At 64.7% G+C, this 26,266-nt stretch carries 20 protein-coding genes; 2 read left to right on the forward strand and 18 right to left on the reverse strand.

What is annotated here, in order from left to right; translation table 11 throughout:
• Positions 1–129 precede the first annotated feature (129 nt).
• The 4 genes from ACZ1J6_RS01580 to ACZ1J6_RS01595 all read right to left on the reverse strand — a co-directional run bounded on the left by ACZ1J6_RS01580 (position 130) and on the right by ACZ1J6_RS01595 (position 5,918).
• Entirely contained in the window at positions 130–879 is a 750-nt protein-coding gene (locus tag ACZ1J6_RS01580) for a hypothetical protein (RefSeq protein WP_132267145.1), read from the reverse strand.
• Positions 880–881: 2 nt separating this feature from the next.
• Positions 882–2,777: a TonB-dependent siderophore receptor gene (locus ACZ1J6_RS01585; RefSeq protein ID WP_166675239.1), complete on the reverse strand. Its 1,896-nt coding sequence runs from the start codon at positions 2,775–2,777 to the stop codon at positions 882–884.
• Positions 2,778–2,909: 132 nt separating this feature from the next.
• Entirely contained in the window at positions 2,910–4,940 is a 2,031-nt protein-coding gene (gene rpoD, locus ACZ1J6_RS01590; RefSeq protein ID WP_132267141.1) for an RNA polymerase sigma factor RpoD, read from the reverse strand.
• Between the two features lie 288 nt (positions 4,941–5,228).
• Positions 5,229–5,918 carry a cold-shock protein gene (locus ACZ1J6_RS01595; protein ID WP_132267139.1) on the reverse strand — a complete coding sequence of 230 codons (690 nt, stop codon included), beginning with the start codon at positions 5,916–5,918 and terminating at the stop codon, positions 5,229–5,231.
• A 644-nt stretch (positions 5,919–6,562) separates the two neighbouring features.
• On the opposite strand from ACZ1J6_RS01595, the gene ACZ1J6_RS01600 reads away from it, so the two are divergent.
• Positions 6,563–8,440 (forward strand): ATP-binding protein, encoded by a 1,878-nt coding sequence (locus ACZ1J6_RS01600; RefSeq protein WP_134094202.1) that lies wholly within the window; start codon positions 6,563–6,565, stop codon positions 8,438–8,440.
• Here the strand turns inward: ACZ1J6_RS01600 and ACZ1J6_RS01605 are convergent.
• From ACZ1J6_RS01605 to ACZ1J6_RS01650, 10 genes are all read right to left on the reverse strand, one after another.
• A complete protein-coding gene (locus tag ACZ1J6_RS01605; protein WP_134094203.1) occupies positions 8,437–8,817 on the reverse strand; it encodes a response regulator in 381 nt (126 codons plus the stop codon). The genes ACZ1J6_RS01600 and ACZ1J6_RS01605 overlap by 4 nt on opposite strands.
• Before the next feature lie 146 nt (positions 8,818–8,963).
• Complete coding sequence (locus ACZ1J6_RS01610; RefSeq protein ID WP_134094204.1) at positions 8,964–9,623, reverse strand: cytochrome b/b6 domain-containing protein; 660 nt, start codon at positions 9,621–9,623, stop codon at positions 8,964–8,966.
• A complete protein-coding gene (locus ACZ1J6_RS01615; RefSeq protein ID WP_134094205.1) occupies positions 9,620–9,952 on the reverse strand; it encodes a high-potential iron-sulfur protein in 333 nt (110 codons plus the stop codon). The genes ACZ1J6_RS01610 and ACZ1J6_RS01615 overlap by 4 nt, the downstream gene beginning before the upstream one ends.
• The gene (locus tag ACZ1J6_RS01620; RefSeq protein ID WP_166675240.1) at positions 9,949–10,446 is read right to left on the reverse strand and encodes a VOC family protein; all 498 of its coding nucleotides are present in this window, start codon (positions 10,444–10,446) and stop codon (positions 9,949–9,951) included. Before ACZ1J6_RS01620 ends, ACZ1J6_RS01615 begins: the two co-directional genes overlap by 4 nt.
• Positions 10,443–11,783, reverse strand: coding sequence for a DUF1552 domain-containing protein (locus ACZ1J6_RS01625; RefSeq protein WP_134094207.1), 1,341 nt, complete (start codon positions 11,781–11,783; stop codon positions 10,443–10,445). Before ACZ1J6_RS01625 ends, ACZ1J6_RS01620 begins: the two co-directional genes overlap by 4 nt.
• A 14-nt stretch (positions 11,784–11,797) precedes the next feature.
• Positions 11,798–13,489: a DUF1592 domain-containing protein gene (locus ACZ1J6_RS01630; protein WP_431567553.1), complete on the reverse strand. Its 1,692-nt coding sequence runs from the start codon at positions 13,487–13,489 to the stop codon at positions 11,798–11,800.
• Entirely contained in the window at positions 13,486–14,712 is a 1,227-nt protein-coding gene (locus tag ACZ1J6_RS01635) for a hypothetical protein (RefSeq protein ID WP_243840997.1), read from the reverse strand. Before ACZ1J6_RS01635 ends, ACZ1J6_RS01630 begins: the two co-directional genes overlap by 4 nt.
• Positions 14,713–14,739: 27 nt before the next feature.
• A complete protein-coding gene (locus ACZ1J6_RS01640) occupies positions 14,740–15,564 on the reverse strand; it encodes a COG4315 family predicted lipoprotein (RefSeq protein ID WP_134094209.1) in 825 nt (274 codons plus the stop codon).
• A 19-nt stretch (positions 15,565–15,583) separates the two neighbouring features.
• Positions 15,584–16,042 carry a c-type cytochrome gene (locus ACZ1J6_RS01645; RefSeq protein WP_132267121.1) on the reverse strand — a complete coding sequence of 153 codons (459 nt, stop codon included), beginning with the start codon at positions 16,040–16,042 and terminating at the stop codon, positions 15,584–15,586.
• 70 nt (positions 16,043–16,112) lie between these two features.
• The gene (locus tag ACZ1J6_RS01650; RefSeq protein WP_134094210.1) at positions 16,113–16,910 is read right to left on the reverse strand and encodes a sterol desaturase family protein; all 798 of its coding nucleotides are present in this window, start codon (positions 16,908–16,910) and stop codon (positions 16,113–16,115) included.
• 274 nt (positions 16,911–17,184) lie between these two features.
• Here ACZ1J6_RS01650 and ACZ1J6_RS01655 point away from each other — a divergent pair, with 274 nt between their 5' ends.
• Complete coding sequence (locus ACZ1J6_RS01655) at positions 17,185–18,021, forward strand: LytTR family DNA-binding domain-containing protein (RefSeq protein WP_243840998.1); 837 nt, start codon at positions 17,185–17,187, stop codon at positions 18,019–18,021.
• 120 nt (positions 18,022–18,141) lie between these two features.
• Here the strand turns inward: ACZ1J6_RS01655 and ACZ1J6_RS01660 are convergent, their stop codons facing one another.
• The 4 genes from ACZ1J6_RS01660 to ACZ1J6_RS01675 form a co-directional block, all read right to left on the reverse strand.
• On the reverse strand, positions 18,142–19,764 hold the full coding sequence (locus tag ACZ1J6_RS01660) for a family 43 glycosylhydrolase (RefSeq protein WP_134094211.1): 1,623 nt from the start codon (positions 19,762–19,764) through the stop codon (positions 18,142–18,144).
• 50 nt (positions 19,765–19,814) lie between these two features.
• The gene (locus ACZ1J6_RS01665; RefSeq protein ID WP_134094212.1) at positions 19,815–21,377 is read right to left on the reverse strand and encodes a GH39 family glycosyl hydrolase; all 1,563 of its coding nucleotides are present in this window, start codon (positions 21,375–21,377) and stop codon (positions 19,815–19,817) included.
• Positions 21,378–21,488: 111 nt separating this feature from the next.
• Entirely contained in the window at positions 21,489–23,069 is a 1,581-nt protein-coding gene (locus ACZ1J6_RS01670; protein WP_134094213.1) for a tryptophan halogenase family protein, read from the reverse strand.
• 59 nt (positions 23,070–23,128) lie between these two features.
• Positions 23,129–26,026 (reverse strand): TonB-dependent receptor, encoded by a 2,898-nt coding sequence (locus ACZ1J6_RS01675; protein ID WP_431567554.1) that lies wholly within the window; start codon positions 26,024–26,026, stop codon positions 23,129–23,131.
• Between the last annotated feature and the right edge of the window lie 240 nt (positions 26,027–26,266).

Consider the following 26,266-nt stretch of genomic DNA (forward strand, 5'->3'; position numbering starts at 1 on the left):
CGAGAGCCCGACCGCGAAAGTCGGACTCTCGCCGGCATCAAAGAGAGATACGACAGGTTGCCGGTTGAGGCCGATCGGCGGCCTTCCGGCAGCTTCCGGCCCTCGGCAAGGTCTACCTCCAAGCGGCCGTCACCGTTTCGCGCCGCAGGACTTGCGGCCGGCCCTGGCCCAGGCAATGGCGCTGTCGAACAGCTTGCGCCCGGTATCGGTCATGCGGGTGAAGCTGTTGTTTTCCATGCCGATGAACACCCGGCGGGCAGGGGCGAGGTGGTCGTGATCCATCGTCGCCCCGGCCTCGTAGCCGAAAAGGGTCGATTTCTCCGGCTCGCCCGGCCAGGTCATGATGACGTCGGCGCCCAGCCCCGGCTTGCCCCAGCCTGCCGGTGTTCGGGCTTCGGTCCAGGTCCCGAGCCCTGCGGGGATTCCCGCCGCCAGCGGATGAGGCGCGCGGACCAGCCAGAAATAGTGCCCCGTTTCCAGCTCGCCGAAGTCACTGTCGCGGCGCAGGCCCGTCATCCACAAGTCGTCGAGCAGGTCATTCTCCCAGGTCACCAGCGGGATGCCCATGTCTCGAAGGCGCGTGATGACCGAGCGTTCGGCGGTGAACTGGTTGGAGCGGACCGTGGAGGACATCACCACCAGATCGAACCCGCAAGGATCCGGCATGCCGGCACCGCCTTGACCCGCCAGCCCCTCGCTGACGGTCACGCTGTAGCCCAGTTGTTCCAGCCGCGCCTTGACTTGCGGATCGGCCGAACCTCCCGGCGGATCGGCGCGCATCAGGAACAGGATGCGGCCCGCATCCCCCGCGGGCGCGGGAAGGGGCGCCGCGGCGCTCGCCAGCAGCAGCACGACGATGGCGGCGAACGCCTTGCCCATCCTCAGAAGCTCCCGCTCAGGCCGACAAGGAAGCTGCGACCTTCGCCCGGCACGACTTGCGAGCGCGAAACCGAGGATTCCATGTAGTAGTCGTTGGTGATGTTCTTGACATTGAGCGACAGGCGGACCTTGTCTGCCAGCTTGTACCAGACACTGCTGTCCAGGCGCGTATAGCCGCCGATGCTGAAGCTGTTCTCAAGGTCGCCCTGGCGGTTGCTGGCCGAGAAGACGCCGCCGCCAAGGCCGAAGTTGCGAAGCGCCCCGTCGACCGGTTCCCAGGTCAGCCAGAAGCTGCCGCTCCATTTGGGCACGCCGATCAACTGGTTGCCGCGCGCGTAGTCTGTCGATTCCCGCACGGTCGCGTCGGTATAGGCGCCGTTGGCGATCACTTTCACGCTGGGGCTGATCGAGCCCGAGAGATCGAGTTCCACGCCGCGCGACCGCTGCACGCCGGCGTTGATATTGTAGCCGACGTTGTTGGGGTCCTGCTGCGTCACGTTTTCACGGGTGAGCTGGTACACGGCCAGGGTGCCGCCCAGACGGCCGCCGAACAGCTCCGCCTTGACGCCGGCCTCGTACTGCTTGCCCTTTTCGGGATCGATGGGCTTGCCGTCGATGGTCGGTTCGGGCTTCGACTGGAACGAACGGGTGAAGTCGGCAAAGAGCGAGATATTGGGCACCGGCTTGAAGACCAGTCCCACGCGGGGCGACCAGGCCTTGTCATCGGATTCGTACTGGGTCGTGCCGTGGTCGGACTGCCGTGCATGGTCGTAGCGCACACCGGCCAGCAGATTGATCTGATCGCCGATGTCGATCTGGTCCTGCAGGTAGCCGGACCAGGATTTGGCCTGGACCTTGCGGTCGGCGGCGGGAACGAAAGTTCCGGGCTCGGCGCCGTAGACCGGGTTGTCGATGTCGATCCGGGCCAGCGTGGCACGGGCGAACGTGCGGAAGCGGTAGGACTTCACATATTCGCCGCCGAACACGACGGTATGGCCGATGCCGCCGGTCTTGAAGCGGGCGACCATGTCGGCCTGCGCGTCGTAGTTGTGATTGTTCTCATGCTGCTCGACGGCGGTGCGGGTGATGGTGCGCGCGCCGGTCGCGGCGTTGACGGCCACGGTGTTGCCGTAGTTGATGCCGAACAGGTCGAGCTTGCCTTCGTCGTAGTGGCCGATCTGGCGGATCGTCAGCCAGTCGGTCAGCTCGTGCTCGATGCGGTAGTTGAATTCGTAGCGCTCGGATTCGGTGGTTGCCCAGCGCTCGCCAAGGAAACGGGTGCGCGGAAGGTCGACCACCAGGTCGCCATCGGCATCGGTCGTGGCGATGATGCCGCGGTCCGTCTGGTTGTGCTGATGCGCATAAGTGAGGCTGGCGATCACGCGGGTGCGGTCGTCCGGCTCCCACAGCACCGATCCGGAAAGGAACTGGCGGCGGTAGGGCACCAGTATGTCGCGGAACGTGTCTCCGGTCTGGGCCGCGCCGATGAAGCGCACGGCCAGGGTCTTGGCGGCATCGACCGGGCCGGTCACGTCGATCTGGCCGCGTGCGAAATCGTTGCTGCCGGCCTGGACCGAGAAGTTCATCGCGCGCTCGAAGCGCGGCTGCTTGGTGACGATGTTGATGAGGCCGCCCGGATCGCCGCGACCGTAGAGCACGGAAGCGGGGCCTTTAAGCACTTCGATGCGCTCGATATTGGCCATGTCGCGGTAGCTGTCGTTGGTTTCGATCGCCGGGCTCAGCATGATCGAATCGACGGCGTAGTACGATGAGCGGAAGCCGCGGATCGTGAAGCTTTCGGAGCGGTTGCCGGCATTGGTCCCAGCCTGGATGCCGCTGACGTTGCGCAAGGCGCTGGTGAGATCGAGGATCTGCTGGAATGCCGCTATCCCCTGCACGGGGACGGCATGGTGCCGGAGGTTAGGTGCGCGGCTGCGGATCGTAGGGGGCGTCTATCGGCGCGGGCAGGATCGGCGGAAGTGCATTGCCGTGGCAATGCACTTCCGCCGATCCATGCTCGGATTCGGTGTTTAGTCCAGGAACGCGCGCATGATGCGCGAGCGGCTCGGGTGCTTGAGCTTGCGCAGCGCCTTGGCCTCGATCTGGCGGATACGTTCGCGGGTAACCGAGAACTGCTGGCCGACTTCCTCAAGGGTGTGGTCGGTGTGCATGCCGATGCCGAAGCGCATGCGCAGCACGCGTTCCTCACGCGGGGTGAGGGACGACAAGGTGCGGGTGATCATTTCCTTGAGGTTCGCCTGGATCGCCGCATCGACCGGGATGACCGCATTGGCATCCTGGATGAAATCGCCGAGGCTGCTGTCTTCCTCGTCGCCGATCGGCGTTTCAAGGGAGATCGGCTCCTTGGCGATCTTGAGGACGCGCTTCACCTTTTCGAGCGGCATGGACAGGCGCTCGGCCATTTCCTCGGGCGTGGGCTCGCGGCCCTGCTCGTGGAGGAACTGGCGGCTGGTGCGGACCAGCTTGTTGATCGTCTCGATCATGTGCACCGGGATACGGATCGTGCGGGCCTGATCCGCGATCGAACGCGTGATCGCCTGACGGATCCACCAGGTGGCATAAGTCGAGAACTTGTAGCCGCGGCGGTACTCGAACTTGTCGACCGCCTTCATCAGGCCGATGTTGCCCTCCTGGATGAGATCCAGGAACTGAAGGCCGCGGTTCGTGTACTTCTTGGCGATCGAGATCACCAGGCGCAGGTTCGCCTCGACCATTTCCTTCTTGGCGATGCGCGCCTCGCGCTCGCCCTTCTGGACCATGTTGACGATGCGGCGGAACTCGGGAAGCGCCATGCCGGTGGCGGCGGCGATGTCCGAGACTTCCGCGCGGATGCGTTCGACCGGATCGACTTCGGCCTCGGCGAAGGCCGCCCACTTCTTGTCCTTCTTGGCCATGTCGGTGAGCCAGGTGTCGTCCAGCTCGCGGCCGACATAGGTTTCCAGGAAGTCGGCGCGCTTCACCTTGTGACGCTCCGCCAGGCGCAGCATCTGGCCGCCCAGCGTGGTGAGGCGGCGGTTGAAGGCGTAGAGGTTGTCGACGAGATATTCGATCTTCGTCGCGTGGAACTTCACCGATTCGACCTGCGCGGTCAGGTCTTCGCGCAGCTGCTGGTACTGGTCTTCCTTGGCGGCCGGGAAGTCGATGCCCAGCGCCAGCGCGTCGAGACGCTCCGACTGGAGGCGCTCGAAGGCCTGGAACAGCTCGGTGATGAGCATGAACTTCTCAAGCGCTTCGGGCTTGAGGGCCGCTTCCATCTGGGCGAGGCTGAGGGTGTTGTCCTCTTCCTCTTCCTCGGCTTCGCGCTTGGGGATCGGGTTGCCGTCCTCGTCGACTTCGTCGCCGGACTCTTCCTCGACTTCGTCCTCGTCCTTGAACGAGGGGCCGGCGGTCTTTTCGCTGATCTCGCCGTCGTCGTCGCCTTCACCGTCTTCGGACAGGCTTTCCGGCGCGGGCTCCTTCGAGAGCATGGCGTCGAGATCGAGGATCTCGCGCAGCTGCATCTCGCCGTTGTTGAGCGCTTCGGACCACTGGATGATGGCGTGGAACGTGATCGGGCTCTCGCAAAGGCCCAGGATCATCATGTCGCGGCCGGCTTCGATTCGCTTGGAAATCGCAGCTTCGCCTTCGCGGCTGAGCATTTCCGCGGCGCCCATTTCGCGCAAGTAGAGGCGTACGGGGTCGTCGCTGCGGCCGAGCGATTCGGTGCTCTTGCTGTCGGCGGTGCGGCGGCGGGTGCCTTCGCCGCTTTCTGCAAACGCGCCGTCGCCATCGCGATCGTCGTCGGCTTCCTGATCCGCCTCCGAATCGGACGAATCATCATCGTCTTCGTTCTCGACGATCTTGACCCCCATCTCCGAGATGGCGGCCATGACGTCTTCGATCTGCTCGGAAGACATCTCGTCCTGGGGCAGGGCAGCGTTCAACTCGCTGACCGAAATGACCCCAAGGCGCTTGGCGCGCGCGATCAATCGCTCGACCGAGCCTCGGCTGGAATCGATCAGCGGAGCGTCGTTCTCCGCGCCAAAATCTTCGTTACTCATTCGTTCGCCTTATATCCCATATGTCCCATCCGTGGCGGTTGCTCCGCCAGGACAGACACAGGGGTCTGTAAATGCCTTGCCTGACATGCCTGCAAAACGCCATGGGGCTGTCGCGCTACAGGGGTCATTACCTGAAGCCGGCAGGCTACAGATAATAACGCAGCGATGCACCTACAACCGTTCGCCTGGTTGCCGAGTTTCCTCGGTTAAACCAGGCAGAAGCGGGTCCAGTCAATATTCGACGTGCTGTCAAGGCCTTGGCCCGTAAAACGGGCCAAGGCCTGCAACTCAGCGAAGGACCAGATTGACGGCCGAGGACTTGCCGCGACGATCGATCTCGATTTCGAACTCGAGCTGATCGCCTTCGTGCAGGCCCGACAGGCCCGAACGCTCAACGGCACTGATATGCACGAATGCGTCGGGCTGGCCATCTTCGCGGCTGACGAAGCCGAAGCCCTTGGCAGCATTGAAGAACTTGACCGTGCCGCTGGCGCGTTCACCGGTCGACTGGCGCTGGGCCGGTGCCGATTCGCGGCGCGAGGCGGTGATCACTTCGCCCACGATCGAGAGATTGGTTGCGGAGACCTTGCCGCCGCGTTCCACCAGCTGGAATTCCAGCGTCTGGCCTTCGGCGAGCGTCGTCAGGCCGGCGTCCTGCACGGCACTGATGTGCACGAAAGCGTCGTCGCCGCCTTCGTCGCGCTGGATGAAGCCGAAGCCCTTATCCGTGTTGAAGAACTTCACCACGCCGCTGCCCTGGCCGATTACCTGTGCAGGTGCGCCGCCGCCGCGCGGGCCGCCGAAGCCGCCGCCGCGCTGTCCGCCGCCGCCGAAGCGGTCGTTTCCACCGCCGAAGCGATCATTACCGCCGCCGAAGCGATCGTTTCCGCCGAAACGGTCGTTGCCACCACCGAAACGGTCGTTACCACCGCCGAACCTGTCGCGACCGTTACCGCGATTTCCTCTGTCAAACGACATGACTAAATACGTACCTTCACTGCGTTCGGTGAGAATTCGCCCGTGCGCTTGAACGCGGCACGCCGGACGGAAGAACAATCAGCTTTGAATACGCGGTTTCCCTGTCGGGAACACGATGGCCGGGGACTGATCGTAAGATGCAAGGGGCATTGAAAATCAAAATCTAAGCGAACTATTCTAGTAACCCATACTCTGAAATTCAAAAATGCCAATTTGCGCTTTTGGGCGTTCTGAAAAACCTGTCCCCAAATCGAGCGTTTTGCCGTTATGAACACGGAAATCGCCTTCATTGATTGTATTAATGATATCAAAGGCGCACTTTATATCCGGAGCACCTCTTGGGACCGGAATCCCTGATCCGCCGGCCCATAGCACCGAATTATCCGGCAGGCCATCGGGGAGCCGATACCCGCAGCATTTTTTACGACGAGGGTGGATCTTTCGGGCAGAGCGCCTCCCGAAGGCCGAATTCCCGTGCGGTCTGCCTTCCCCGCCCTGCGACGAAAATCGTGCGGTGGCCGGCCATCAGGAAACTTCCATCCGGTCCGTCGCTTATGGGCAGAAGTGGACAGACTTCCGGGGCATATGGTTCTAGCATCGATCTGCCACGCCATCGCGCGGGAACGCTCTTGAGTGCCGAGAAAATGACCGATCTGCTCCGCTCCCCCCTGTCGGCGCCGGCCGAGGAAAACGCCGATCTGTCGGACATCGACCTGCTCCAGCGGATCAGCGTCGAGCTGATCGCCGAGCATGACCTGGTCGAACTCTACGGCAAGATCGTGGATGCGGCGGTGGCCATCACCGGCTCGCAGTTCGGGACCATGCAGCTGCTGTGCCCTTATGGCGACCCTTCCGGCAACGGCGGAAAACTGCAATTGCTGTGCCACCGCGGCTTGCCAGAAGAGGCGATCGCCTTCTGGCAATGGGTCAGCCCGAGCGCGCTGAGCAGTTGCACGATGGCGCTGCGGTTCGGGCAAAGGGCCATCATTCCCGATTTCGAGGAATGGAACGAGATCGCCGGCACGGATGACCTCATGGCTTTCCGCCGTGCCGGTATCCGCTCGGCGCAGACCACGCCGCTCCTGTCGCGTTCGGGCACGCTGCTCGGGATGATCTCGACTCACTGGACGAAGCCCCATCGCCCGTCCGAGCGCGACCTCAGGCTCCTGGACATTCTCGCCCGGCAGGCGGCCGACCTGCTGGAACGCACGATTGCCGAAGAAGCGCTGCGCGCCCGCGAGGCGGAGCTTCGCGATACTTGCGCGGCGCTGCGCGCGGCCGAGCAGCAGCAGGACCAGGTCCAGATCGCCCTGCGCCAGCTCAACGAGACTCTGGAAGAGCGGGTGGAGGCCCGGACGCGGGAGCTGGCGGAATCCGAAAGCCAGCTTCGGCACATGCAGAAGATGGATGCGATCGGCCAGTTGACGGGCGGCGTGGCGCACGATTTCAACAATCTGCTGACGATCATCCGATCTTCTGCCGATCTGCTCAGCCGCCGCGAGCTGACGCCGGAAAAGCGCCAGAAATACGTGAAGGCGATTTCCGACACCGCGGACAGGGCCGCCAAGCTCACTGGACAACTGCTGGCTTTCGCGCGCCGCCAGGCGCTGACGCCTGAAGTGTTCGAGGTCGGCGACAAGATCGGCACCATTTCGGATATGTTGCGCACGGTGGTCGGCTCGCGGGTGTCGGTGGACGTCACGTCCTTGCGCTCGCCCTGTTTCGTGGAAGTGGACGCCAGCCAGTTCGAGACGGCCTTCGTGAACATGGCCGTCAATGCGCGCGACGCGATGAACGGCGAAGGGCGTCTGGTCGTGGAGATCGACACGTTCGACGGCGTTCTGCCGATGCAGGGCATGACGGATCCGCGGGGATCTTTCGTGCGCATTTCGGTCACCGACGAAGGTTCGGGAATTGCCCTCGATCAGATCGACAGCATCTTCGAGCCGTTCTTCACCACCAAGGCGGTGGGCAAGGGAACCGGCCTGGGGCTCAGCCAGGTCTATGGGTTCACCAAGCAATCGGGCGGCGAGATCGAGGTCCGGAGCATGCTGGGGCAGGGCTCCACTTTCATCATGTACCTGCCGCAAGTCGAGGCTCCGGCTTCGTCGCAGGGGGGCGACGCCGAGCAGGGATCATGGCTTGCGGAAGGCCGGATTCTCATTGTCGAAGACAACGAGCAAGTGGGCGAGTTCGCGTCGGACCTGCTTCGGGACCTGGGATACGAGACCCTCGTCGCCAACGATGCCGCTTCGGCCATCGCCATCCTGGAGACGGCGAGCGAGCGAATCGACGCCGTGTTTTCCGATGTCGTGATGCCGGGCATCGACGGGGTGGAGTTGGGGCAGCGCGTTCGGGACCGGTGGCCCGGCGTTACCGTCGTGCTCACCAGCGGATACAGCCACGTTCTTGCCAATAACAACCAGCATGGTTTCGGGCTGCTCCACAAGCCATATTCGGTGGAAGAACTGTCCCTGGCCTTGTCCGACGCCGGGAAGCGCGCGCCTTCAGCGCTCTCCTAAGTCGTCGGGCTGCAGTTTCTGGTCATCTCGTCGATTTCACGGCGCAGCGTTTCCACGCGATAGGGCTTGGGAAGGAAGCGGCCGTCGTCGGGGATTTCATTTTCCGACGGCCAGGTGTCGCCGGAAGTCAGCAGGAGCTTCATCTTGGGCCATCGCTCGTGGACGATGCGGGCCAGTTCCAGTCCGTTCAGGCTTCCCGGCATGCGGATATCCGTGAACAGCACCAGGACCTCGCTGTAGGCTTCCAGGATCTCGAGCGCCTCGTCGGCGCTGCCTGCTTCCAGGACGTCGTACCCGGCTTCTTCGAGCGCGTCAGTGCCGATCACGCGGATCAGCGCCTCGTCCTCGACCAAAAGCACTTTCTTTTCCAATGTCATATCGAGTGGCGGTCCATGGTCATGAACCAACTATACGAACCGTGGGGCCGCCTCGTTCCCGGGCCTTGCGAATTGATCGGCAAGGTCTCGCGCGCATGGGGTGAAGCGTCGACAGGGGTGGGGCCTGCCGGATCGGTGGTGGGCGCCTAAAGCCCGAAGCCCTTGCTCGCCTGCCAGGCCAGGAGGGCGGCCAGTCCGGCGGCGATGACGAAAGCGCCGAACCGGGCCGGTTTCATGGGAACGATTTCCGCTCCAGCGCCGCGATCGCGCCCGGTCAGCATCGGGACAAGCAGATTGCGCCGGCGGAACAGGGCGTAGAAGGCGATCGCCGCCAGATGGAGCCCGATCAGGACCAGCAATGCGTCGAAACTGAAGGCATGGATCGTGGCGGCGAGACGGCCCTGATCGAACGACACCAGGAAGGACAGCGGCCCGGAGTCCAGACCGTCGACATCGGTGGCGAAGAGGCCGGTGCCCACTTGCAGGGACAGGAAGGCGAGCATGGCGAGCACGCTGTAACCGCCGAGCGGGTTATGCCCCGCCCGGGGCGTGCCTTGCCCGCCGAGATACCTTCCGACGGCGCGCGGGGAAGCGAACAGCGCGGCCAGCCGCGCGGTGCTCGATCCGAACAGCCCCCACAGCAGCCGAAACGCCAGGAGGCCGAGCAGGGTGATCCCGGAGAGATAGTGCCAGTCCATGTGGCGATTCTCCGCGCTCCACCAGGAGAACGCGAACAGCAGCACGAGTAGCCAGTGGAAGAGACGGGTGGGCAGGTCCCACACCCGGATGCCGGCCGCCGCGCTCACTTGGCGGCTTTCGGCGCGAAGGATTGGCACAGGCCGCCGGCCGCCACGGGGCCACCGGACAGCATCTGGCAATTCCCGCAGGCGGCCGACGTGCCGGTGAAGAACGCGCAGAGGCCGCAGCGCCGGGCGGGGTTCGTCGAGGCGTCGACATAGCCGAGCGCCCGCCTTCGGCTCTTCTGCATATAAGGCAGCGTGGCCGGGTCGTAGCAGGCGGGCTTGGCGGCCGCGTCATTCGCCTGGGCATTCAGGCGGCCCGCAAATGCGCTGCCGCCCAGCGCCATGCCGAGCCCGCAGGCCTGCGCGAGGATCTGTCTGCGCGAAATGCTCATCGCGGTGCTCCTAGGGCGCGCGTGCTCTGGATCACTTCGAGGGAATAGCCTTCGGGGTCCTCAAGCTGCAGGACGCGGTAGCCCTGAGCGACTTCGCGAGCCGGGGGATGGGCGATCCCGGCGGCGTCGAGGCGGGCCAGCAGGCCGTCCATGTCGGTGACGCGCAGGACGATGCGATCGAAGGCGTCGCCATGCGTGAGCCTTGCCGGGGCGCCGGGCGCGCTGTCGTGGACAAGGATCAGCCCGGCCTCGCCCGGATCGGCGGAAAACCGCAGCATGTATTCGCGGCGCTGGCCGTGATCGAGCGTCATGGCCAGCGTCATGCCGAAGGCCGTCCGGTAGAAGGCGAGTTCCCGGTCGATCGAGGCGGACTTGAGCACCGTGCCGACCAGGCGCGCGGGGGCCTCTCGGGGCGCAGCCTGTCCCTCGGCCGCGGCCGGGACGGGCAGCAGCGGGATCGCGGCCAGTGCCGCCAGCCATGCACGCGCCTTCATGCGACCAGCTCCCCGATCGACTTCCCGGTCTCCATGCTCTTCGCGCCCCATTTGTCGATGGGTACGCCCATGACCTGCTGGAGCGTCAGGCCCACGCGGCTGATCGGCGTGCCCAACCCGTCGACATAGATGCCGGTCTTGATCCGCCCTCCGGCGCTGCCGGCGGTCATCATGGGAATGTTGTCGATCGTGTGGAACTTGGCGAATTCGGTCTCGGAGTGGGCGAAGACCAGCGTATTGTCGAGCAAGGTCCGGTCGCCCTCCTGCACTTTGTCGAGCGCGGCGACGAAGTAGGTCCAGGCTTCGAAGATGCGGTTGAGGAAGTAGGTCGCCTCGGGCTGGTAGCCGAGCCGGTTGTCGAGCGCTTCCTCATGGGTAAGCTGGTGGTGCGTGATCGTGCTGCCGATCCGCGTGAGCGAGGAGGCGCCGTTGTTGAACATCATGTTGAACACCCGGGTCTGGTCGCAGGCCAGCGCCATGACGAGGAGATCGGTCATCAGCGCATGGTTGGCGACGACGTTCTCGATCTCGGCATTGACCGCGCGGTCGGCGACAGGCTGCGGCACCAGGCAGGCCTGGAGGGGCTGCGGCCGGGTGAGTTCGACATCGAGCTGGTTTTCGAGCTGGCGCACCGAGGTGAAGTACTGGTCCAGCTTCTGCCGGTCGGCCGCGCCCACCGCGCCCTCCAGCGCCTTGCGCTGATCGGTGACGGCGGAGAGCACGCTGCGCCGCGCCATGACTTCGGGGTCGGGGGTGAAATCGGCGCTGTTCGGATCCTTGAAGCCGGTGCCGAACAGGCGCTTGTACAGCCCGGCCGCAGAGCCTTCGGATGGATTGAGATTGCCGCCGCCGCGCCCGCTCAGCGAGTTGCGGGGATCGCCGGAGGCAGATGTTTCGAGACTGCGGAACCGGGTGCGGGTGCCGATGCGGTCGCCGATGGTGACGTCGAAGCTCTCGCCCGGCAGGCCGCCCTCGGCCGTGAGGGCGCGGCCGGTGCGGATCGCGGGGCCTCCGGACGTGTGGGGCAGGTTGGGGGCGCCGTCGAGCATGACGTTGAAGTTGCCCAGGATATTGATCTTGTGGGCATGGTCCTTGATCACTTCCAGTTCCGGCTTGAGGTCGTAGCCGGGTCCGGGATTGTCCGGGAACCAGCGGCTGGGGTTGACGCCCAGCCCCCAGAACCAGGTGCCGAACCGGACCGGCACGGGAGCGCCGGTCGCAGCCATCGCCACGCCGTTACCGTCCAGGAAGATGTCCAGCAGCGGTACGCCCACCGTGATGGCGGCGCCGTTCATCATGCCTTTCAGCGCCAGGCGCCGCGAGATGTCGAATGCCATGGATGGTTTCCTCTCTAGCGCCGCGTCGCCACCAGGGTGGTGCCGGCCTTGATGCTTTCGGTGGGAACTTCGTAAGTCTGCGGCAGGCTCGCGATCGTCTCGATCAACTGGCGCAACCGGTAGCCCTGGGCCGCAAAGCCGCCTTCGAGCCGTTCGATCAGTTCGCCGTCCTCGCTGGGGCGCCCGGTCGCATATTCGAGTGCGCGGGACGTGACGCAGAGCGTGGCGTCCTTGCTGGCGGCAATGGCCTTGCCCAGCCCGTCGCCGCCGGTGAAGCGGGTGTCGTCCATTTCGCCCGAGACGTCGATCGCGGCCTCGTTCTCGAACGTGCGGAAGCCGCCGATCCCGTCGAAGCGTTCCAGCGGGAGGCCGATGGGGTCGGTGATCTTGTGGCACCCGGCGCAGACCGGATCGGTGGTATGGGCATCCAGGCGGATGCGGGCCGTGGGCATCGCCTTGTTGCCCGTGTCCTGCACGGCGGTGAAGTTCACGTTTCCGGGGGGATTGGGCACCGGCTGGCAGAGCAGGAGTTCGCGGATCGCCCGGCCACGCAATGTCGGAGAGCTGCGTCCGGAATGGGAATACATCGCCAGGAACCCGGCGAGGCCCAGCAGTCCCGAACGATCGGATTCGGCCGTGAATTCGTAAGGCACCCAGCCTTGAGACTGGCTGACCGGCACCCGGTAGAGCGCGCCCAGCGCCCGGTTCATCCAGGTCTTGCGGGTGGTGAACAGCTCCCGGTAATCGCCGTCGCCGTCCAGCAATTGCGTGGTGATCGTGCGCAGCATCTGCTCGGGCAGGGCCTGGAGCACGTCCTGGTTGAAATAGGGATAGATCACCGGGTCCTTGGCCAGCTCGTCGAACTTCTCGAACAGCAGCATGTCCGCGAAGAAGGCCCGCAAACCCTGCTCGAAGCGGGGCGAGGCGACCATCCGGCGGACGGTGGCGGCAAGCTGCGGCTGATCGGTCAGCCTGCCCGCGGCCGCCGCATCGAGCAGGGCGGCATTCGGCGCCGAATTCCACAGCATGAAACTGAGCCGGGCGGCACGAGAATTGTCGTCCAGACGCATCACGCCGGGGCGCTCGGGATCGGGCTGGGCCGTCTCCACCACGTAGAGGAACAAGGGCGAGACGAGCATCGCGCCCAGCGCCAGTTCCAGCCCTTTCGCGAAGGACCTGGTGGGGCCGGCACCTTCCCCGGCGATGCGGACGTAAAGCGCCAGTTCCTGTTCGCTGAGGGGGCGGCGGAACAGCAGGCGGCCGAGCGGCGCCAAGGTGCGGCCCGCGCATGACGCATCGGCGCCCGCGGGATCGGCCGGGGCACAGGCGGTGAACTGCGCGCGGTGCTCCTCGTCGAAGACCTGCCGGGCGATCTCACGGGCCATGGCGTCGAACTGCTCCAGCCCGGAAGGCGTAATGGCGGAGCTGCGGGCGCCCGAGGCGATGAGCTGGTGCGCGGGGCGCACGATCGGCTCGAACCGGCCCGCCACGCGGATGTCGCTGCCGAAGATGTCGGCAATGCTGTTGCGGTATTGCGCCTCGGTCAGGCGCCGCATTCCGACGACCTGGGGATCCGTGAGCAGCGCCGGAGAGCCATTGGCCTCCGCATGGACGGGCGCGGAAGTCGATGCGGTGCCTGCCAGCCAGAGCGTGGCGGCAAGCGTGACCGCCGCGATGCCGAGTGGCACGGTGCGAAACGGGCTCATAGGGTCTTGTTCCCGGCATGTGCGGTCCCGGCGGGCGCGATCCTGGCAGATGGAGCCGGCACGTCGTTGATGAAGGCGGGGACGGCGTAGAGGTTCATGGCGCTGGATACGCCGGAGCATGTGCCGGTTTTCGGATCGCGAATGCCATCGGCATATTTGCGCAAGGTCGCCAGGGTGCCCGCGCAGTCGATGCCGGCAGCCAGAGCCGCACCGGCACCGCCGATCGCGGGGCTCTGGATCACGTCGAACACCGGCCGGTAGCCACCGACAAGGCCGCGCAGCGATCCGTCCGGCTGGAAGGCGAGCCTGAGCTTGCCATGCCGGAAATCGTAGGCGGTCCGCGCACCCCGGATGTCGCGGGCGCCGCCCTGGCCCCAGGTCTGCGCCAGCTTGATGTCCTGCGCATCGGTGACCAGCACGCCGCCCACGATGTGGCCGTGCAGGGCATTGCGATGGCGCGGCGGCTTGTCGGAGATCGTGAAGCTGTAGCCGGGCAGAAAGTTGCCGTGACTGTCCAGTTGCGGACGATCGGGCGTGTTGGCGTAGATCACTTCCACATCGTCGTCGTTTTCCAGGCTGTCGACGCCGCGCAGGAGGATGACCTGCGTCCACTCGCCCGAGGCGTGGAACTGCCGCATGCCGGTGAGGAGGTCGCCGCCGATCCCGTCCTTGCCGCGCCATTCGAGCGTGCAGCCCATCACGCGGTATTCCTGGTTGTCGATCCCGGTGCGCCCGTCGGGTGCGGTGAACTCTTCGTGCGAGCAGCTTTCGCCGGGCGCATCCACGTCCAGATCCAGCCCGCCCGCATGAGCGCTTTGCACGGTCGTGAGCAGCGGCCTGTCGAACTTGTCGGGCTGCGAACAGATGTTGGTGCCGTCTGCGCCGAACACGGTAGCCTGCCAGCGTTTGGTGAGTTCGGGTTCGTTTTCCTTGCGCTCCAGCCGCGCCCGTTCGTCGGCGGGAAGCGAGGCCAGATAGATGTCGCGAACCTTGGGGCTGGTGCCCTTGGGGCAGGCGTCCATGCCCTGGATCACCGGCGGCACGAAGTCCTGGACCACGAAGCCCATGACCCCGCCCGGCGGCGGGGCGGGCAGCGTGCGCGGCGGCGCCTCGGCGCGCGCCGGGGCCTCCATAGAGAGTGAGCCGGTCAGCGCCATGAGCGCTGCCACGCCAATGGCAGCCCCGCCGCACATCAGGCCCAGCCCTGTTTTTCCTCTGTCCAATTTGCCTCTCCCCGTTTGTCGTCGTTGTCAGGGTCGCAGTATCTGGCCTCCGGACGGGACAGTGCCCGAATCGCCGGCGGCGCCGACGAAGACGCGCTTGCCCTTGAAGGTCCATTCGGGCGCGTCACCGGCGAGACTGACTTTCCATTCGCCTAGGCCGCTGCTCGCCATGGGCGCCGGAAGCGGCCGCCAGGCGCATTCCCTCTCGCACTTGCCCGTGAACAGCACGCGGCCCTCCCGGTCGGCAAAGGCATAGGCGCCGTCGACGAAGGCCGTGGTGACGACGCCGGGAGCGGCCGGTTTCGGCGGCGGCGGCACGTATTTCAGCGTGTTCCAGCGTCTGTCGTCGGCGTCGGCGTCGTTCCCGGCGGCGCCATCCCCGTCGGCGGGGCGCGCCTTCGCGTCGGCGCGCGTGAACACGAGGTGCCAGCCCTTGTAGACCCATTGCTTGCCCTGCGCCCCATCGATCACGGTCCAGTCCGGGGCCTTGCGCGGGTCCATGAAGCGGTCATCGGCGGTCTTCTCGAAGCCGGCGGGATAGCGGATATTCGCGGCGGAGCCCGCGGGGGCAGCCAGTGCCGTCCAGCTTTGCGCGCAATCCGCATCGCAGAACCGGGCCGGATCAGGCGCCCAGCGCAGGAGCGTGCGCATGTCCAGGCCGTAAAGCACTTTGCCTTTCGCATCGGTATAGACGCTGGCGTTCCCGAGCTTGCGGACGCGCACGCCCGGGGGAAAGGGGGATCCGTCCGCTGCGGCGATCGGGAGATCCGCGGGCTGGGCCGAAGCGGGCAGCGATGCCGCGCCCAGTCCCGCCAGCGCTGCAAGAGCGGCCAGGGAAGCGTCCCGGGTCATGCCGGTGTCCAGCCGCATCTCAGTGCTCGGGCGCGCGGAAGGCGTCATGGCAGGCCTTGCAGGTCCCGCCGAGCTTCTGCGCGCTGAGGCGGATTGCGGCCACATCCTTGGCGGTCACGGCGCGTTGCAGATCGTCGGCGGCTTTCGCGAAAGCGTCCTGCGCGCCCTTGAACTTCGCGGGCTGGGACCAGATCTCGGCCTTCGCGCGGGTCTTGGCGCCGGACTGCGGGCCGGATCCTGCCGGAAACCACTCGTATTGCCCCCGCGAGGCGTTGCGGATCTGCCGAACGGACTGCGCGATCAGCACGGTCTGCACTTCGCTGCCGCGCAGGCCGTCGTTGACACCCTTGAAGGCGGCGCCGAGTTCCCGGTAGTTGTCCACGCGGGCGCGGACGGTGTCGGCCGGTGCGGCCAGCAGCGGGGTAGCCGCCAGCGCCGCCGCCAGGACCATGGCGCTCGTTCTTGCCCGAACGTTCATCTGTCACTCTCCCGTCTTCGTGGCCGTTTTCCGGCCGATCGTTGTGTCTTTTTGCGTGGTCCTGGGTCGGTCAGGCTTCTGCGCGCTCGGCGCTCAGCTCCGCGAGTGCGGGGGCGGCCGTGCGCCGAGCGGAGCGGGCCTTTACCGCATCGAAATCGGCTTCGTACTTCTTGCGCATGGTGCCGCAGAGGCGGTCCCAGATCGTGGTGTAGCCGCCGAAGTTGCCCGTGAAGTAGCGGTGGTGCTGGTCATGGAAGGTGGCCGTGATGAACCACTTCGTGGCCCATGTGCGGTTCCACCAGCGCGGCAGGAATTCGTAGCCCGAATGGACGTAGAGGCCCATGATGATATTGGTCGGCAGGATCAGCGCCATCGTGGCCGGGTGGACCGTGAAGACGGCCAGGAACAGCGGGACGAAGCCGCCGTTGATCATCGATTCCAGCGGATTGACCGACAGGGTGGTCAGCAGGTTCGGCGATGTTGACTTGTGGTGGAGCTTGTGGACCCAGCTATAGACCGGCTCCTTGTGCATCCAGCGGTGGAGCCAGTAGAAGTAAGTGTCGAACAGGAAGAAGTAGGCGCCGAATTCCAGCGCGATCATCCACCAGGGCGCTGCTCCGCTCTGGAACGTGATCCAGCCGTGCGTCTTGAGCCAGGCCGAGGCCGAGCCGATGATCTTGCCCGAGATTGCAAGCGTGATCACCGCCACGATGGCCTCGTTGCGCAGGATCTTCCACTTGAAGCCGCGCGGCTGGATTTTCCGGGCCTTGAAGAAGCCGCTGACGATCCCGGCGATCACGCCGGTCGCCACGAACGCCCAGAGCCAGACCGCCAGGGCCTGCTCGCCGGTGAAGAATGTGCCGATCATCGTGGCTGTTCAGGCAAGCGCCACGGCGAAGGCGACGACATGCGCCAGGACGGCAAGCGCTCCGGCAAGGACAAGGGGGCGATAGTGTTCGGTGACCATGATAGTATCCTGTGCTGCGATGCCGCGAGCCACTTGCCGGCGGCGTTGTCGAGGCTCAGGTGACAGGCGGCGATTGGCGGACAATCGGTTTTACGTTACGCAGGGGGATACGACGCCAAGCCGGCAGAAACACGGCGGTTTTCCAATTGGCGCGTCGCAGGCAGGGAGAGTTGGCGTGAACTGGTTGCGGCGAATCCTGATCGAATTCTGGGCCATGGCGATCGTCGCGGCGATAATCGGTTTCCTCGGCCCCTTCGGGACGTATTTGGAGGACGACTTCATGGGTCGGGTCTGGCGCTGGTGGATGCACCTCATGGGCGCCTACGTGCTGGTACGCCCCTCGATCCTGCTCTGGACCAGCATCGCCGATGCCACCGCGCTGCCGAAGAGGATGCTGGTCTATTCGGGCGTGTTCCTGTCCAGCTTCCCGCTCGCCATGCTGTGGTCCTGGAGCGCCGGGGCCTTTTTCCATGGGCTGGACGGGTTCGGCGGCATTCTGCCTTTCGCGATGCTGAGCGCGATCGGCGTTCTGGGGGTTGCCATCTGGGCGCGCGCCGTGGACCTGCACCTGGCGGCGGCCCTCGCGCGGAAGGATCGGCCGGTCGCCCTGGCTCCCGAGGCGGCGCCCGTCGCTCGGGCGGTACCTGGGAACATTTCGACGCCCGATGAAAAGGCCGAGCCGCGCCTTCTCCGCCGTCTTTCGCCCGGCTTCCATGGCCCCGTCATCGCCTTGCAAAGCGAGGACCACTACGTCCGCGTCCATGGCGTCCGCGGCTCGGAGCTGGTCTTCATGCGGCTTCGCGATGCCATCAGCGAGATGGACGATTGCCCTGGCGAGCAGGTCCATCGCAGCTGGTGGATGGCCCGCGGCGCCATCGCCTCTGTCGAGGCCGACGGCCGCAATCGCACCGTCACTCTGCTCAACGGCGCCAAGGCGCCCGTGGCCCGCGATTCGGTCTCGCGGCTCGAACGCAAGCAGTTCTTCGCGGAAAACGATGCTCGACTGACGTGAGGCCCGGAACGCGGGCGCGGGATCGGCGCATCGCATTTCCGCAACAGCTGCGACGCGGCCGTCTCGCGTCAGCCGATCAAGCGCAAATCAGGAACAGGGCCCAGCCACCATGGATTGCCGTCATGCCACCGCGTTGTTGGCGCGGTAGCGGAAGTCGCGCAGCCGGGCGGAGCCTTTGCCCGCCACGTAGATCCCCAAGCGCAGGCTGAGGAAGCCGCCGAAGGTGTTGTGATGGAGGCCGGAGACTTCCATGCGCGTGTCGTGGCGCTTCCAGGTGCGGCCTTCGTCGTGCGAATAGTGCCAGGTGACCACGTTCTCGTCGCTGGTCACCCGCAAACGGATGCTCTGCGCGTTCTGGGCGATCCCGGCCCAGGTCAGTTCCTGGGAATATTCGAAGAGCTTCAATACCTTGGATGTGAAGCCCAGGCCGGCATAGGCCTTGTGGTTGTAGAATAGCAAAAGGCCCGCCTCGGCCTCCTCCCCCAGCAGGTCCAGTGTCACTTCGGCCTGATAGCGACGGTCGCCGGCAATGCAGGTCAGCGGCGGCGAGTCATCGGGCGACGTGCCGCTGGCGGTGATTACCATGCCGCCTTCCCGATAGGCGGCGCGGGTTTCGTTGCCGGTCGGCGCGAAGAACGTCCATTGCCGGCCCATGCGGTCCTGCGAGAAATCGTCCGAGAGCGCGGGCGTGGAAGGCGACAGCTTTCCGCCGGCTGGCTTGGCCAGCGGCTGCGACAGGTCGCCGCCCTTTGCTCTGAACCAGCCATCAGGCGTCCATTCTATCGGCTCCAGCAGGGTTTGCCGGCCGAGAGTCCGCATGCCGTTTTCGTAGCCGTGGTAGACCATCCACCAGTCGCCCGCCGGGCCTTCGACCAGAGTGGCATGGCCGCGCGACCACCAGGGCTCCGCCGTGCTCTGCGTGCGCACGATCGGATTGTGCGGGCAATGCTCCCAGGGTCCATGGACGGACCGCGACCGTGCCACGATGACCATGTGTCCGGTTACCGGACCGGCCGTGCCGCCAATGGCGGTGACCAAGTAGAACCAGCCGTTGTGCCGCATGAGCTTGGGGCCTTCGGGCGCGAAGTTCTCGACGATCCAGTCATCGGGATAGCGCCAGGGATCGTAGGCTTTCTCGAGCGGGCCGTCAGTGGCCAGGCCATCGTCGGTGAGGCGCACCTTGCGAATGCCGTTGGTGAAAAGGTAGCGCCTGCCGTCCTCGCCCACGACGTGCCCGGGATCGATGCAGCCGGGAATGTCGAGATCGATGGGTTCGCTCCAGGGCCCGCGAATGTCATCCGTCCAGATCACGTAGATCGACCAGGGTTTGCCGTCCGGTGCGGCGGGCAGGTAGATGAAGTAACGGCCCTTGTGCCTGATCAGATCGACCGCCCAGACACTGCCCAGGTTGTTGCCCAGCGCCGGGCCGATCGGCGACCAGTTCACCAGGTCGCGCGATTCCCAGATCACCAGGCCGGGGTAGTAGTCGAAGGAAGAGAACGTCATGTAATAGACGTCCCCATCCTTCAGGATCGTGGGATCGGGATGGTCGCCCGAAAGGATCGGATTGCGATAGGTTCCATTGCCGAGGTCGGCCTTGCGCTGGCCTTCGGCTCCCGATCCCCATGTCGGAGGAGTCTGGGCGGCATGGGCGGTTTCCCCGGCGGCAAGCGCGTGCGGCAATGCGGGAAGCGCGGCGCCGGCGAGGGCGCCCTTGAAAATGGTGCGTCGCGTGAAGCTCACGAGAATTCCCTGGTCGTTGCGAAATGAGGTCTGCCGCGGAAAATGGCGATTCAGGCGGGGTTGATCGTGACCAGCACGACGTCGTTGGTCTGCATGGGCAGGGCAATCCGCGCTGTGCCGTCACGGCCGACCGAGATGGTTTTGTCCGTTTCCGGAAGATCGGCGGTGTCCTTCTGGAACAGCGCGATCTGGGCGGCGTCGATGGAGCCGGGCATGCCCATGTCGATGTAGCGCGAGAGCGGATCGTTGTGACGGTAGCCGGTGCGGCGGGTGACGATCCGGTATCTGCCGGGCGCGAGATGGTCGACGCGGAATTCCACCGGTTCGCTGGGCTGCGATGGTTGCAGGCGGGTGTAGAATGGCTTGTTGCTGAGTGCCTGGACCGGCTGATGCCAATCCCACACCACGGCGGCAATGGTCCTGCCGCTGCGCGATGCCAGTGCATATTCGTCGGCCACCGGAATCGAGCGGCCGCGCAGGGCATGGAGGTACTTGTAGGCGAACCAGGCCGGCTTGCGGATGCCTTCTCGGTTCATCAGCCCGAAGCCGCCGTGGAACGGGGTGGGCGGCGGGCCGGGTTCCTCGAACAAATCGGTGTAGGTCCAGTAGCTCATGCCTTGGGCCAGGCCGGCCGATTTCTTGAGCTTGGTGAGAATGTAGGGCGCGCTGATATAGCTGTCATGCACGAAGTCGCGCGGGGTGTAGCTGGTGCTCCACTCGGTGAAATAGAGCGGAATGCCGGGGAAGGCGGAGGCTTCGATCTGCGCACGCACACGGCGTACATCGCCGATGACGGCATCGGGTGAGGGCGAAAGTTTGGTATCCTGCTTGCCCTGCTCGTCCAGAAACCCGCCTTCGACGCCGTAGCTGTGGGTCGTCACGAAATCGACGGGAAGCTGGTTCTGCCGGGCGTAGTCGAGGAACTCGGGCACCCAGGCCGCCCCTGCGGTGGCAGGGCCGCCCACCCGAAGCCGGGGGTCGATCGCCTTGATGGTTCTGGCGGTATCGCGATAGAGGTCAAGATAGGCGCGCTGGTCGGCGCCTTCCCAGAAACCGTCCAGGTTCGGCTCGTTCCACAGCTCGAAGTACCAGCTGCGCACTTCGTCAGCGCCGTATCGTTCGCGCATGTGAGTCACGAACGTCCGGATCAGATCGCGCCACATCGCCGGGTCGGGGTGCGAGGTATTGCCCTTCCAGTAGAACAGCTGAAGGTCCGAGGTGCGCATCGCTGCCGGGGTCCATCCCAGTTCGACGAATGGCCGGATGTTCTTCGCCAGCAGCGCATCGTAAAGCGCGTCGATCTCGGTCCAGTCATAGACGATCCGCCCGTCCACCTTGCGCACGGTGCCCAGCACATCATGGAAGATGTCGTGGAAGCGGATGTAACGAAAGCCGAGTTCCTTCGACACCACTTGCAGCTGTGCCTGGCTGTCGGGACGCTTCAGCGTGCCGGGGTAGTCGGAACCGACCGAGAGATCGAAAAAGCGGTCGACCGGCCCCGCGTCTGCGGCGGCATCGATCCGAACCGAGCGCTGGGGGCCGTTCCCCTCGGCATGCGCCGGACTTGCCAGAACACAGGCGAGAGCGGAGAGTGACAGGGTAGTGGCTTTCATAAATCCTCTTCCAGCAGATCCCGATCCGCTATCGAACGGAATGGTAGCGCAAACAATTTCAGGCGCAGCGGCGCCGCATGGGCCTTCGCCGGTCAATGTGGGGATGCAGACCTATCCCGCCGCGCCGGCAAAGGCCTGCACCGTCGATCCCGCCGGCTCCGCGAGCATCCGGCGCAGAAGCGCGCGGTTATCCGGCAGGTTCTCCACGGCGAAGCCGCTCTGCCGCCGCACCTGCTCGAACGCCTCCCGCGCCTCGGCGCGAAGACGCATGACCCCGGCCTGGGCCGACAAGTCCGTTTTCCAGCCCATGCCGTACAACACGCATTGCCAGCTGGTGGCCGGAAACACGTCTATGTTGGGATTGAAGTCCTTCTCGTTGGGAGGACGATGGCGCCACCTGTCCAGCAGTTCGAGAAGGCTGTCCGGAATGGTTTCCTGGCGCACGTTGTCGATCCAGAAATCGGAATCGACGCGCCTCGTCAGGCTGTAGTGCAGTTTCAGAAAGTCCCGCGCGCGCTCGTACCGCTGCAGCATGATGGCGTTGAACTGACGGGCGGAGGTCTCATAGTCGCCGGCCCAGGGGAAGAGATTGGCAATGGCGCCGGCGGCAATTTCCGAGAAGACGATCCCGGTAGCTTCCAGCGGTTCGAAGAAGCCGCTGGAGAGACCCACGGCCACGCAGTTCTTGTGCCAGTTCACTTCGCGGTAGCCGGCGTCGAACCGCAAGCGGCGTGTCGTGACCGCCTCGCCTTGTGCACCGAGATAGCTGCGCAAGGTGCGCTCCGCTTCCTCGGGCTCGCAATGGGCGGAGGAATAGACGTATCCGGTGCCGCGGCGCGTCTGGAGGCCGATATCCCAGATCCAGCCCGCATCGCGGGCGGTGGACAGCGTCGCGGACTGGATCGGCGTGTCCGGCGCGTCATAAGGGACTTGTGCGGCGATCGCGCTGTCGCAGAACAGCACGTCCGTGCAGCTTTTCCACTTCTGGCCCAGCGCCTTGCCGATCAGTTCCGCGCGAAAGCCGGTGCAATCGATGTAGAGGTCAGCCTCCTGTACGCCGTGGTTCTGCGTGACGACGCCGGAGATGGCGCCTTCCTCGGTGCAGAAAACGTCCACCACGGTGTCGGATATGTGCCGCACGCCATTGGCGACACTTTGATCGCGCAGTAGCTCTGCCAGAGCGCCGGCATCGAAATGGAATGCGTAGTTCATTACGCCGGCATATTCGGGATGAGACGCCAGTTTAGGCCCGCGCAGGGCGTCCACCGTGCGCTTCTGGGGGGTGCTGGCCTCGTCCCAAGGCGTTTCGCCGGCCTCGCCCAGCAGCCAGTAGGGGAGATACTCCGGCCCGCCCTTGCGGTCGTCCGCTTCCTGAAATCCGTGGAGGTAATTGGCCTGAGCGCCTTGTCCCGCCGGGTGCAGCCAGTCGACGAATTTCACGCCTTGCTTGAATGTCGCTTCGCAGCGGCGGAGCAGTTCCTTTTCGGGGACGCCGATCCGCGCCAGGGTACGCCGGATGGTGGGGAAGGTGCCTTCCCCCACGCCGATGATGCCGATTTCCGGAGATTCGACGAGTGTGATGCGGGCGCCGCCGGGCAGGTCTGCACCCAGTGTCCTGGCAAGGTAGCCGGCGGTCAGCCAACCGGCCGTGCCGCCTCCGACTATGAGAACCTGCTTCGCCTCGGCACGCATCGCGCCAATCTCCCCAACGCAGATCGGGCGGACCGCCTGGTCCGCCCGACTTGTACTTATCAGAACGTGACGTTGATACCCATTCGGTAGCGACGATCGCTCTGGAACCAGCTGCGCCCGTAAAGTTCGCCTCCGGGGTTTCCGCCCATGAGCGTCTTCTGGGTTGCATTCAGGATGTTCTGCGCCTGGAGCTGGACGTTGAAGTGCTCGTTGACGCGCAATGTCAGGCCCGCGTCCAACGTCCCGTAGCTGGCGCCATAAACCGGAAGGTTGGTCGCCACGCTTTTGGATGTGCCGGATGCGTCCACATAAGTATAAGTATTGTTCGTGCCGCTTGCCGTGGTCGACTGCAGATATTTCGAACGCCAGCTATAGGCGATGCGCAGCGAGAACGGATCCTTTTCGTAGAGGAAGGCGGCGTTGAGATTGTGCTTCGAAAGCCCCTTCAACGGAACGTTGTTACGCTGGACGCCGTCGATATCGAAGTAGAGGTCGCCCGGATTCTTGCTGTCGATGAAGGTGTAGTTCGCCTCCACGCCGATCCCGGCGAGCCAGCCGGGAAGCTGATCGAGGAACGTTCGGCCGCCAAGTTCGATGCCCTTGACCGTGGCCGTCTCATCGGAGGTGTGCGCGTCGTTGGTGGTGGCGAGGGCCTGTTCCGAAGTGCCATCGGCGAATTGCACCGTGACTTGGCGCTGGGCGGCGCCGAATACGACAAGGTCCTTGATTCGCTTGTAGAAGCCGGCGACGTGCAGCGTCGTGCCGGCCTTGGGATACCACTCCAGCGAGAGGTCGAAATTGTTCGACATGGTGGGCTTGAGGGTCGGATCGCCACTGGTCGTCGTATAGTTCGCGAAAGTGTCGGGTGCTCCGTTGCCGGAGCCGGACAGGGTGTTCACGCCCAAGGTTCCCGATGCGCGCAAGTCGTAGAACGAGGCGTTGTCCATCGTGATGTTGTACGCTGCACGGATCTTGATGGCGTCGGCCGGGGCATAAGTCAGGTTAACCGCGGGCAGGACGCGGGTATATTCCGCCCCGTCGTCGCGAATTTCGGCGGCATTGGCGAGCGTAAAGATCGCCCCGTTGCGCGAAAATTGCGTGGAAGTCTGCTGGAAATAGCCCGTGCTGTCATTCTTGACGTTTACGACGCGCACACCGGCGTTACCCGACAGCTCGGATTCTCCCCAATTGGTGCCGAAATTGACCATCGCGTAGCCAGCCAGCGTCTTGGTGCTGAAGTCGGTCTGATCGTTGGGCAGAATGAAGCCCGGCGTGCGTCCCGGCGCGCCGCCGTACAGGTCGAAGAAGCCCTGGACGCTGGTGTTGCGGATGAAATCCTGGGCGGGGAAATACTGGGTTCCGGGTAGCTGAACGTCTCCACGGAAGAAATTCTTGAAAACGTGGGTTTCGTAGTCGCCCGCACGGCCATCCGCAAAGGAAACCACGGGAGATCCGTTCCAGCCTTGGCCCAGCGCGGACCAGGCGTAGCCGTTGTCCAGGTCACGCTCGGTGCGCTTCGACCACCGACCACCGACTTTCACCGACTTGAAGAAGCCTTCGCCGACGTCCCATGTCAGGTCGCCCTGGGCGGTGTCCATCTTGCCGGAGTTGTCATTGTTATGCGGCATGACCGCCTGCCAGGCATAGTTGGCAGGGTCGAGCAACGCGGCCTGAGTGCCCGCCGGTACGGAAATCTGCGGCAGGCTGCCGCTCAGGTCCAGCCCGTAACTGGTGGGGAAGTCGACGGTGCGGAACACCGAAATGCGATCGACCGTCGCGGTGGACTTGGTGTGCTGGTAGGAAGCCTGCACGACGATCGGCAGGCTCGTGGGGGCCCAGGTCAGCGATCCCGAGATGTCCTCGGTCTTGTTCTTGCCCTCCCAGTAAGCGGAAGTGCCGCCGCTTGAAATCGCGGCGCCGGTAGCCAGGCCCGTTGCGGCGTCACGCTGGAACACCGCGGGTGACGAAATCAGCCCGCCGTTGTCGTCGAACACGCTCTGCGAAGGATCGACGGCAAGGTTCTGCGAGGTGACGAACGAGCCGTATTCGGAGTCCGTGTTGCTGTACTTGGACTGGAAGTAGATGCCGGTCAGCGTCAGTTCGGGAGTCGGCGCCCACTGGACCGCGCCGTAGATGCCGTCACGCTTGCGCTGGTAGTTTTCCTCGCCGTAGGTGTAGCCGCCGGGGATGAAGTAGTCATTGCCCTGGATGTTCGTCCGATAGAACTCTTCCATGCGGACGAACTGCGATTTCGTGGACAACTGGCTGTGCGCGTAGTCGAACACGAAGCCGAGATCGCCGATGCCGGTGTCGAACTTGCCGGCAACCAGGCCCGAAGCGGAGTAGTCCGTCTTCTGCGACAGATCGCCCATGCTGACGTCGGCCGTGCCGGCAAAGTGCAGGCCGTAGCCGTAGTCGAAGGGCAGTTTGGTGCGCAGATCGACCGAACCGCCGGTGCCGCCTTCGATCTGGTCGGCCGTGGACGACTTGTAGACGTCGACAGCCTGCATCAGTTCGGGCGTGACGTCGCTAAACTGCAGCGAACGCCCGCCATTGGCGCTGAAGATGTCGCGACCGTTGAGGCGCGAGGCGACGCCGGAGAGGCCGCGGATCTGGATGCCCGAACCCTCGGCGGAATAGTGATCGGGATCGTTCAGCGACTGGAAGCGGACGATGGTGACGCCCGGAACGCGCTGAAGGACTTCGGTAATGGAGTTGTCGGGCAATTTGCCCGCATCGTCAGCGACCACCGAGTCGACGATCGATATGGCGTTCTTCTTGCGGTCATCCGCGGACTGAAGCGCTGCACGGCGCCCGGTGACGACGATGGCGTCCGTATCGGCGACCGGCGTTTCCTGGGCGGTGCCATCCTGCGCCATGGCGCAAGGCACGATGCCGGCGGTCGAAAGGCCAAGGCAAATGACGCTGGCGTGCGTGCGAAAGCTCAATTTACGCATAATTCCCCTCCTGAACTCTGCAGTGGAGAATGTGCCCCCTCCTGCAGACTCGTCGCCCCAAGCGATCTTCGATGTGATTCGATAGAATAGATTTGAAACGCGGGCAACAAAATTGGGAGCGTTACCATTTACGCTATAGCAATGGTTTGCACGTTGTCTCTGGTTCGCTTTCGGGATCGTTTCCGAAGCTGTATTCGGAGAATCGGGAGAGCAGCGCGCTGGCGTCGCAGTGCAGGAAAC

The sequence above is a fragment of the Novosphingobium sp. BL-S-21 genome, assembly GCF_055521655.1.

What these genes read in the sequence shown, in the direction of transcription:
- ACZ1J6_RS01665 (WP_134094212.1), bottom strand. Translation starts at nt 21,377, where the DNA reads ATGAAAGCCACTACCCTGTCACTCTCCGCTCTCGCCTGTGTTCTGGCA.
- ACZ1J6_RS01620 (WP_166675240.1), bottom strand. Translation starts at nt 10,446, where the DNA reads ATGAAGGCGCGTGCATGGCTGGCGGCACTGGCCGCGATCCCGCTGCTG.
- ACZ1J6_RS01640 (WP_134094209.1), bottom strand. Translation starts at nt 15,564, where the DNA reads ATGACCCGGGACGCTTCCCTGGCCGCTCTTGCAGCGCTGGCGGGACTG.
- ACZ1J6_RS01650 (WP_134094210.1), bottom strand. Translation starts at nt 16,910, where the DNA reads ATGATCGGCACATTCTTCACCGGCGAGCAGGCCCTGGCGGTCTGGCTC.
- ACZ1J6_RS01630 (WP_431567553.1), bottom strand. Translation starts at nt 13,489, where the DNA reads ATGAGCCCGTTTCGCACCGTGCCACTCGGCATCGCGGCGGTCACGCTT.
- ACZ1J6_RS01670 (WP_134094213.1), bottom strand. Translation starts at nt 23,069, where the DNA reads ATGCGTGCCGAGGCGAAGCAGGTTCTCATAGTCGGAGGCGGCACGGCC.
- ACZ1J6_RS01615 (WP_134094205.1), bottom strand. Translation starts at nt 9,952, where the DNA reads ATGAGCATTTCGCGCAGACAGATCCTCGCGCAGGCCTGCGGGCTCGGC.
- ACZ1J6_RS01600 (WP_134094202.1), top strand. Translation starts at nt 6,563, where the DNA reads ATGACCGATCTGCTCCGCTCCCCCCTGTCGGCGCCGGCCGAGGAAAAC.
- rpoD (WP_132267141.1), bottom strand. Translation starts at nt 4,940, where the DNA reads ATGAGTAACGAAGATTTTGGCGCGGAGAACGACGCTCCGCTGATCGAT.
- ACZ1J6_RS01645 (WP_132267121.1), bottom strand. Translation starts at nt 16,042, where the DNA reads ATGAACGTTCGGGCAAGAACGAGCGCCATGGTCCTGGCGGCGGCGCTG.
- ACZ1J6_RS01605 (WP_134094203.1), bottom strand. Translation starts at nt 8,817, where the DNA reads ATGACATTGGAAAAGAAAGTGCTTTTGGTCGAGGACGAGGCGCTGATC.
- ACZ1J6_RS01675 (WP_431567554.1), bottom strand. Translation starts at nt 26,026, where the DNA reads ATGCGTAAATTGAGCTTTCGCACGCACGCCAGCGTCATTTGCCTTGGC.
- ACZ1J6_RS01595 (WP_132267139.1), bottom strand. Translation starts at nt 5,918, where the DNA reads ATGTCGTTTGACAGAGGAAATCGCGGTAACGGTCGCGACAGGTTCGGC.
- ACZ1J6_RS01625 (WP_134094207.1), bottom strand. Translation starts at nt 11,783, where the DNA reads ATGGCATTCGACATCTCGCGGCGCCTGGCGCTGAAAGGCATGATGAAC.
- ACZ1J6_RS01580 (WP_132267145.1), bottom strand. Translation starts at nt 879, where the DNA reads ATGGGCAAGGCGTTCGCCGCCATCGTCGTGCTGCTGCTGGCGAGCGCC.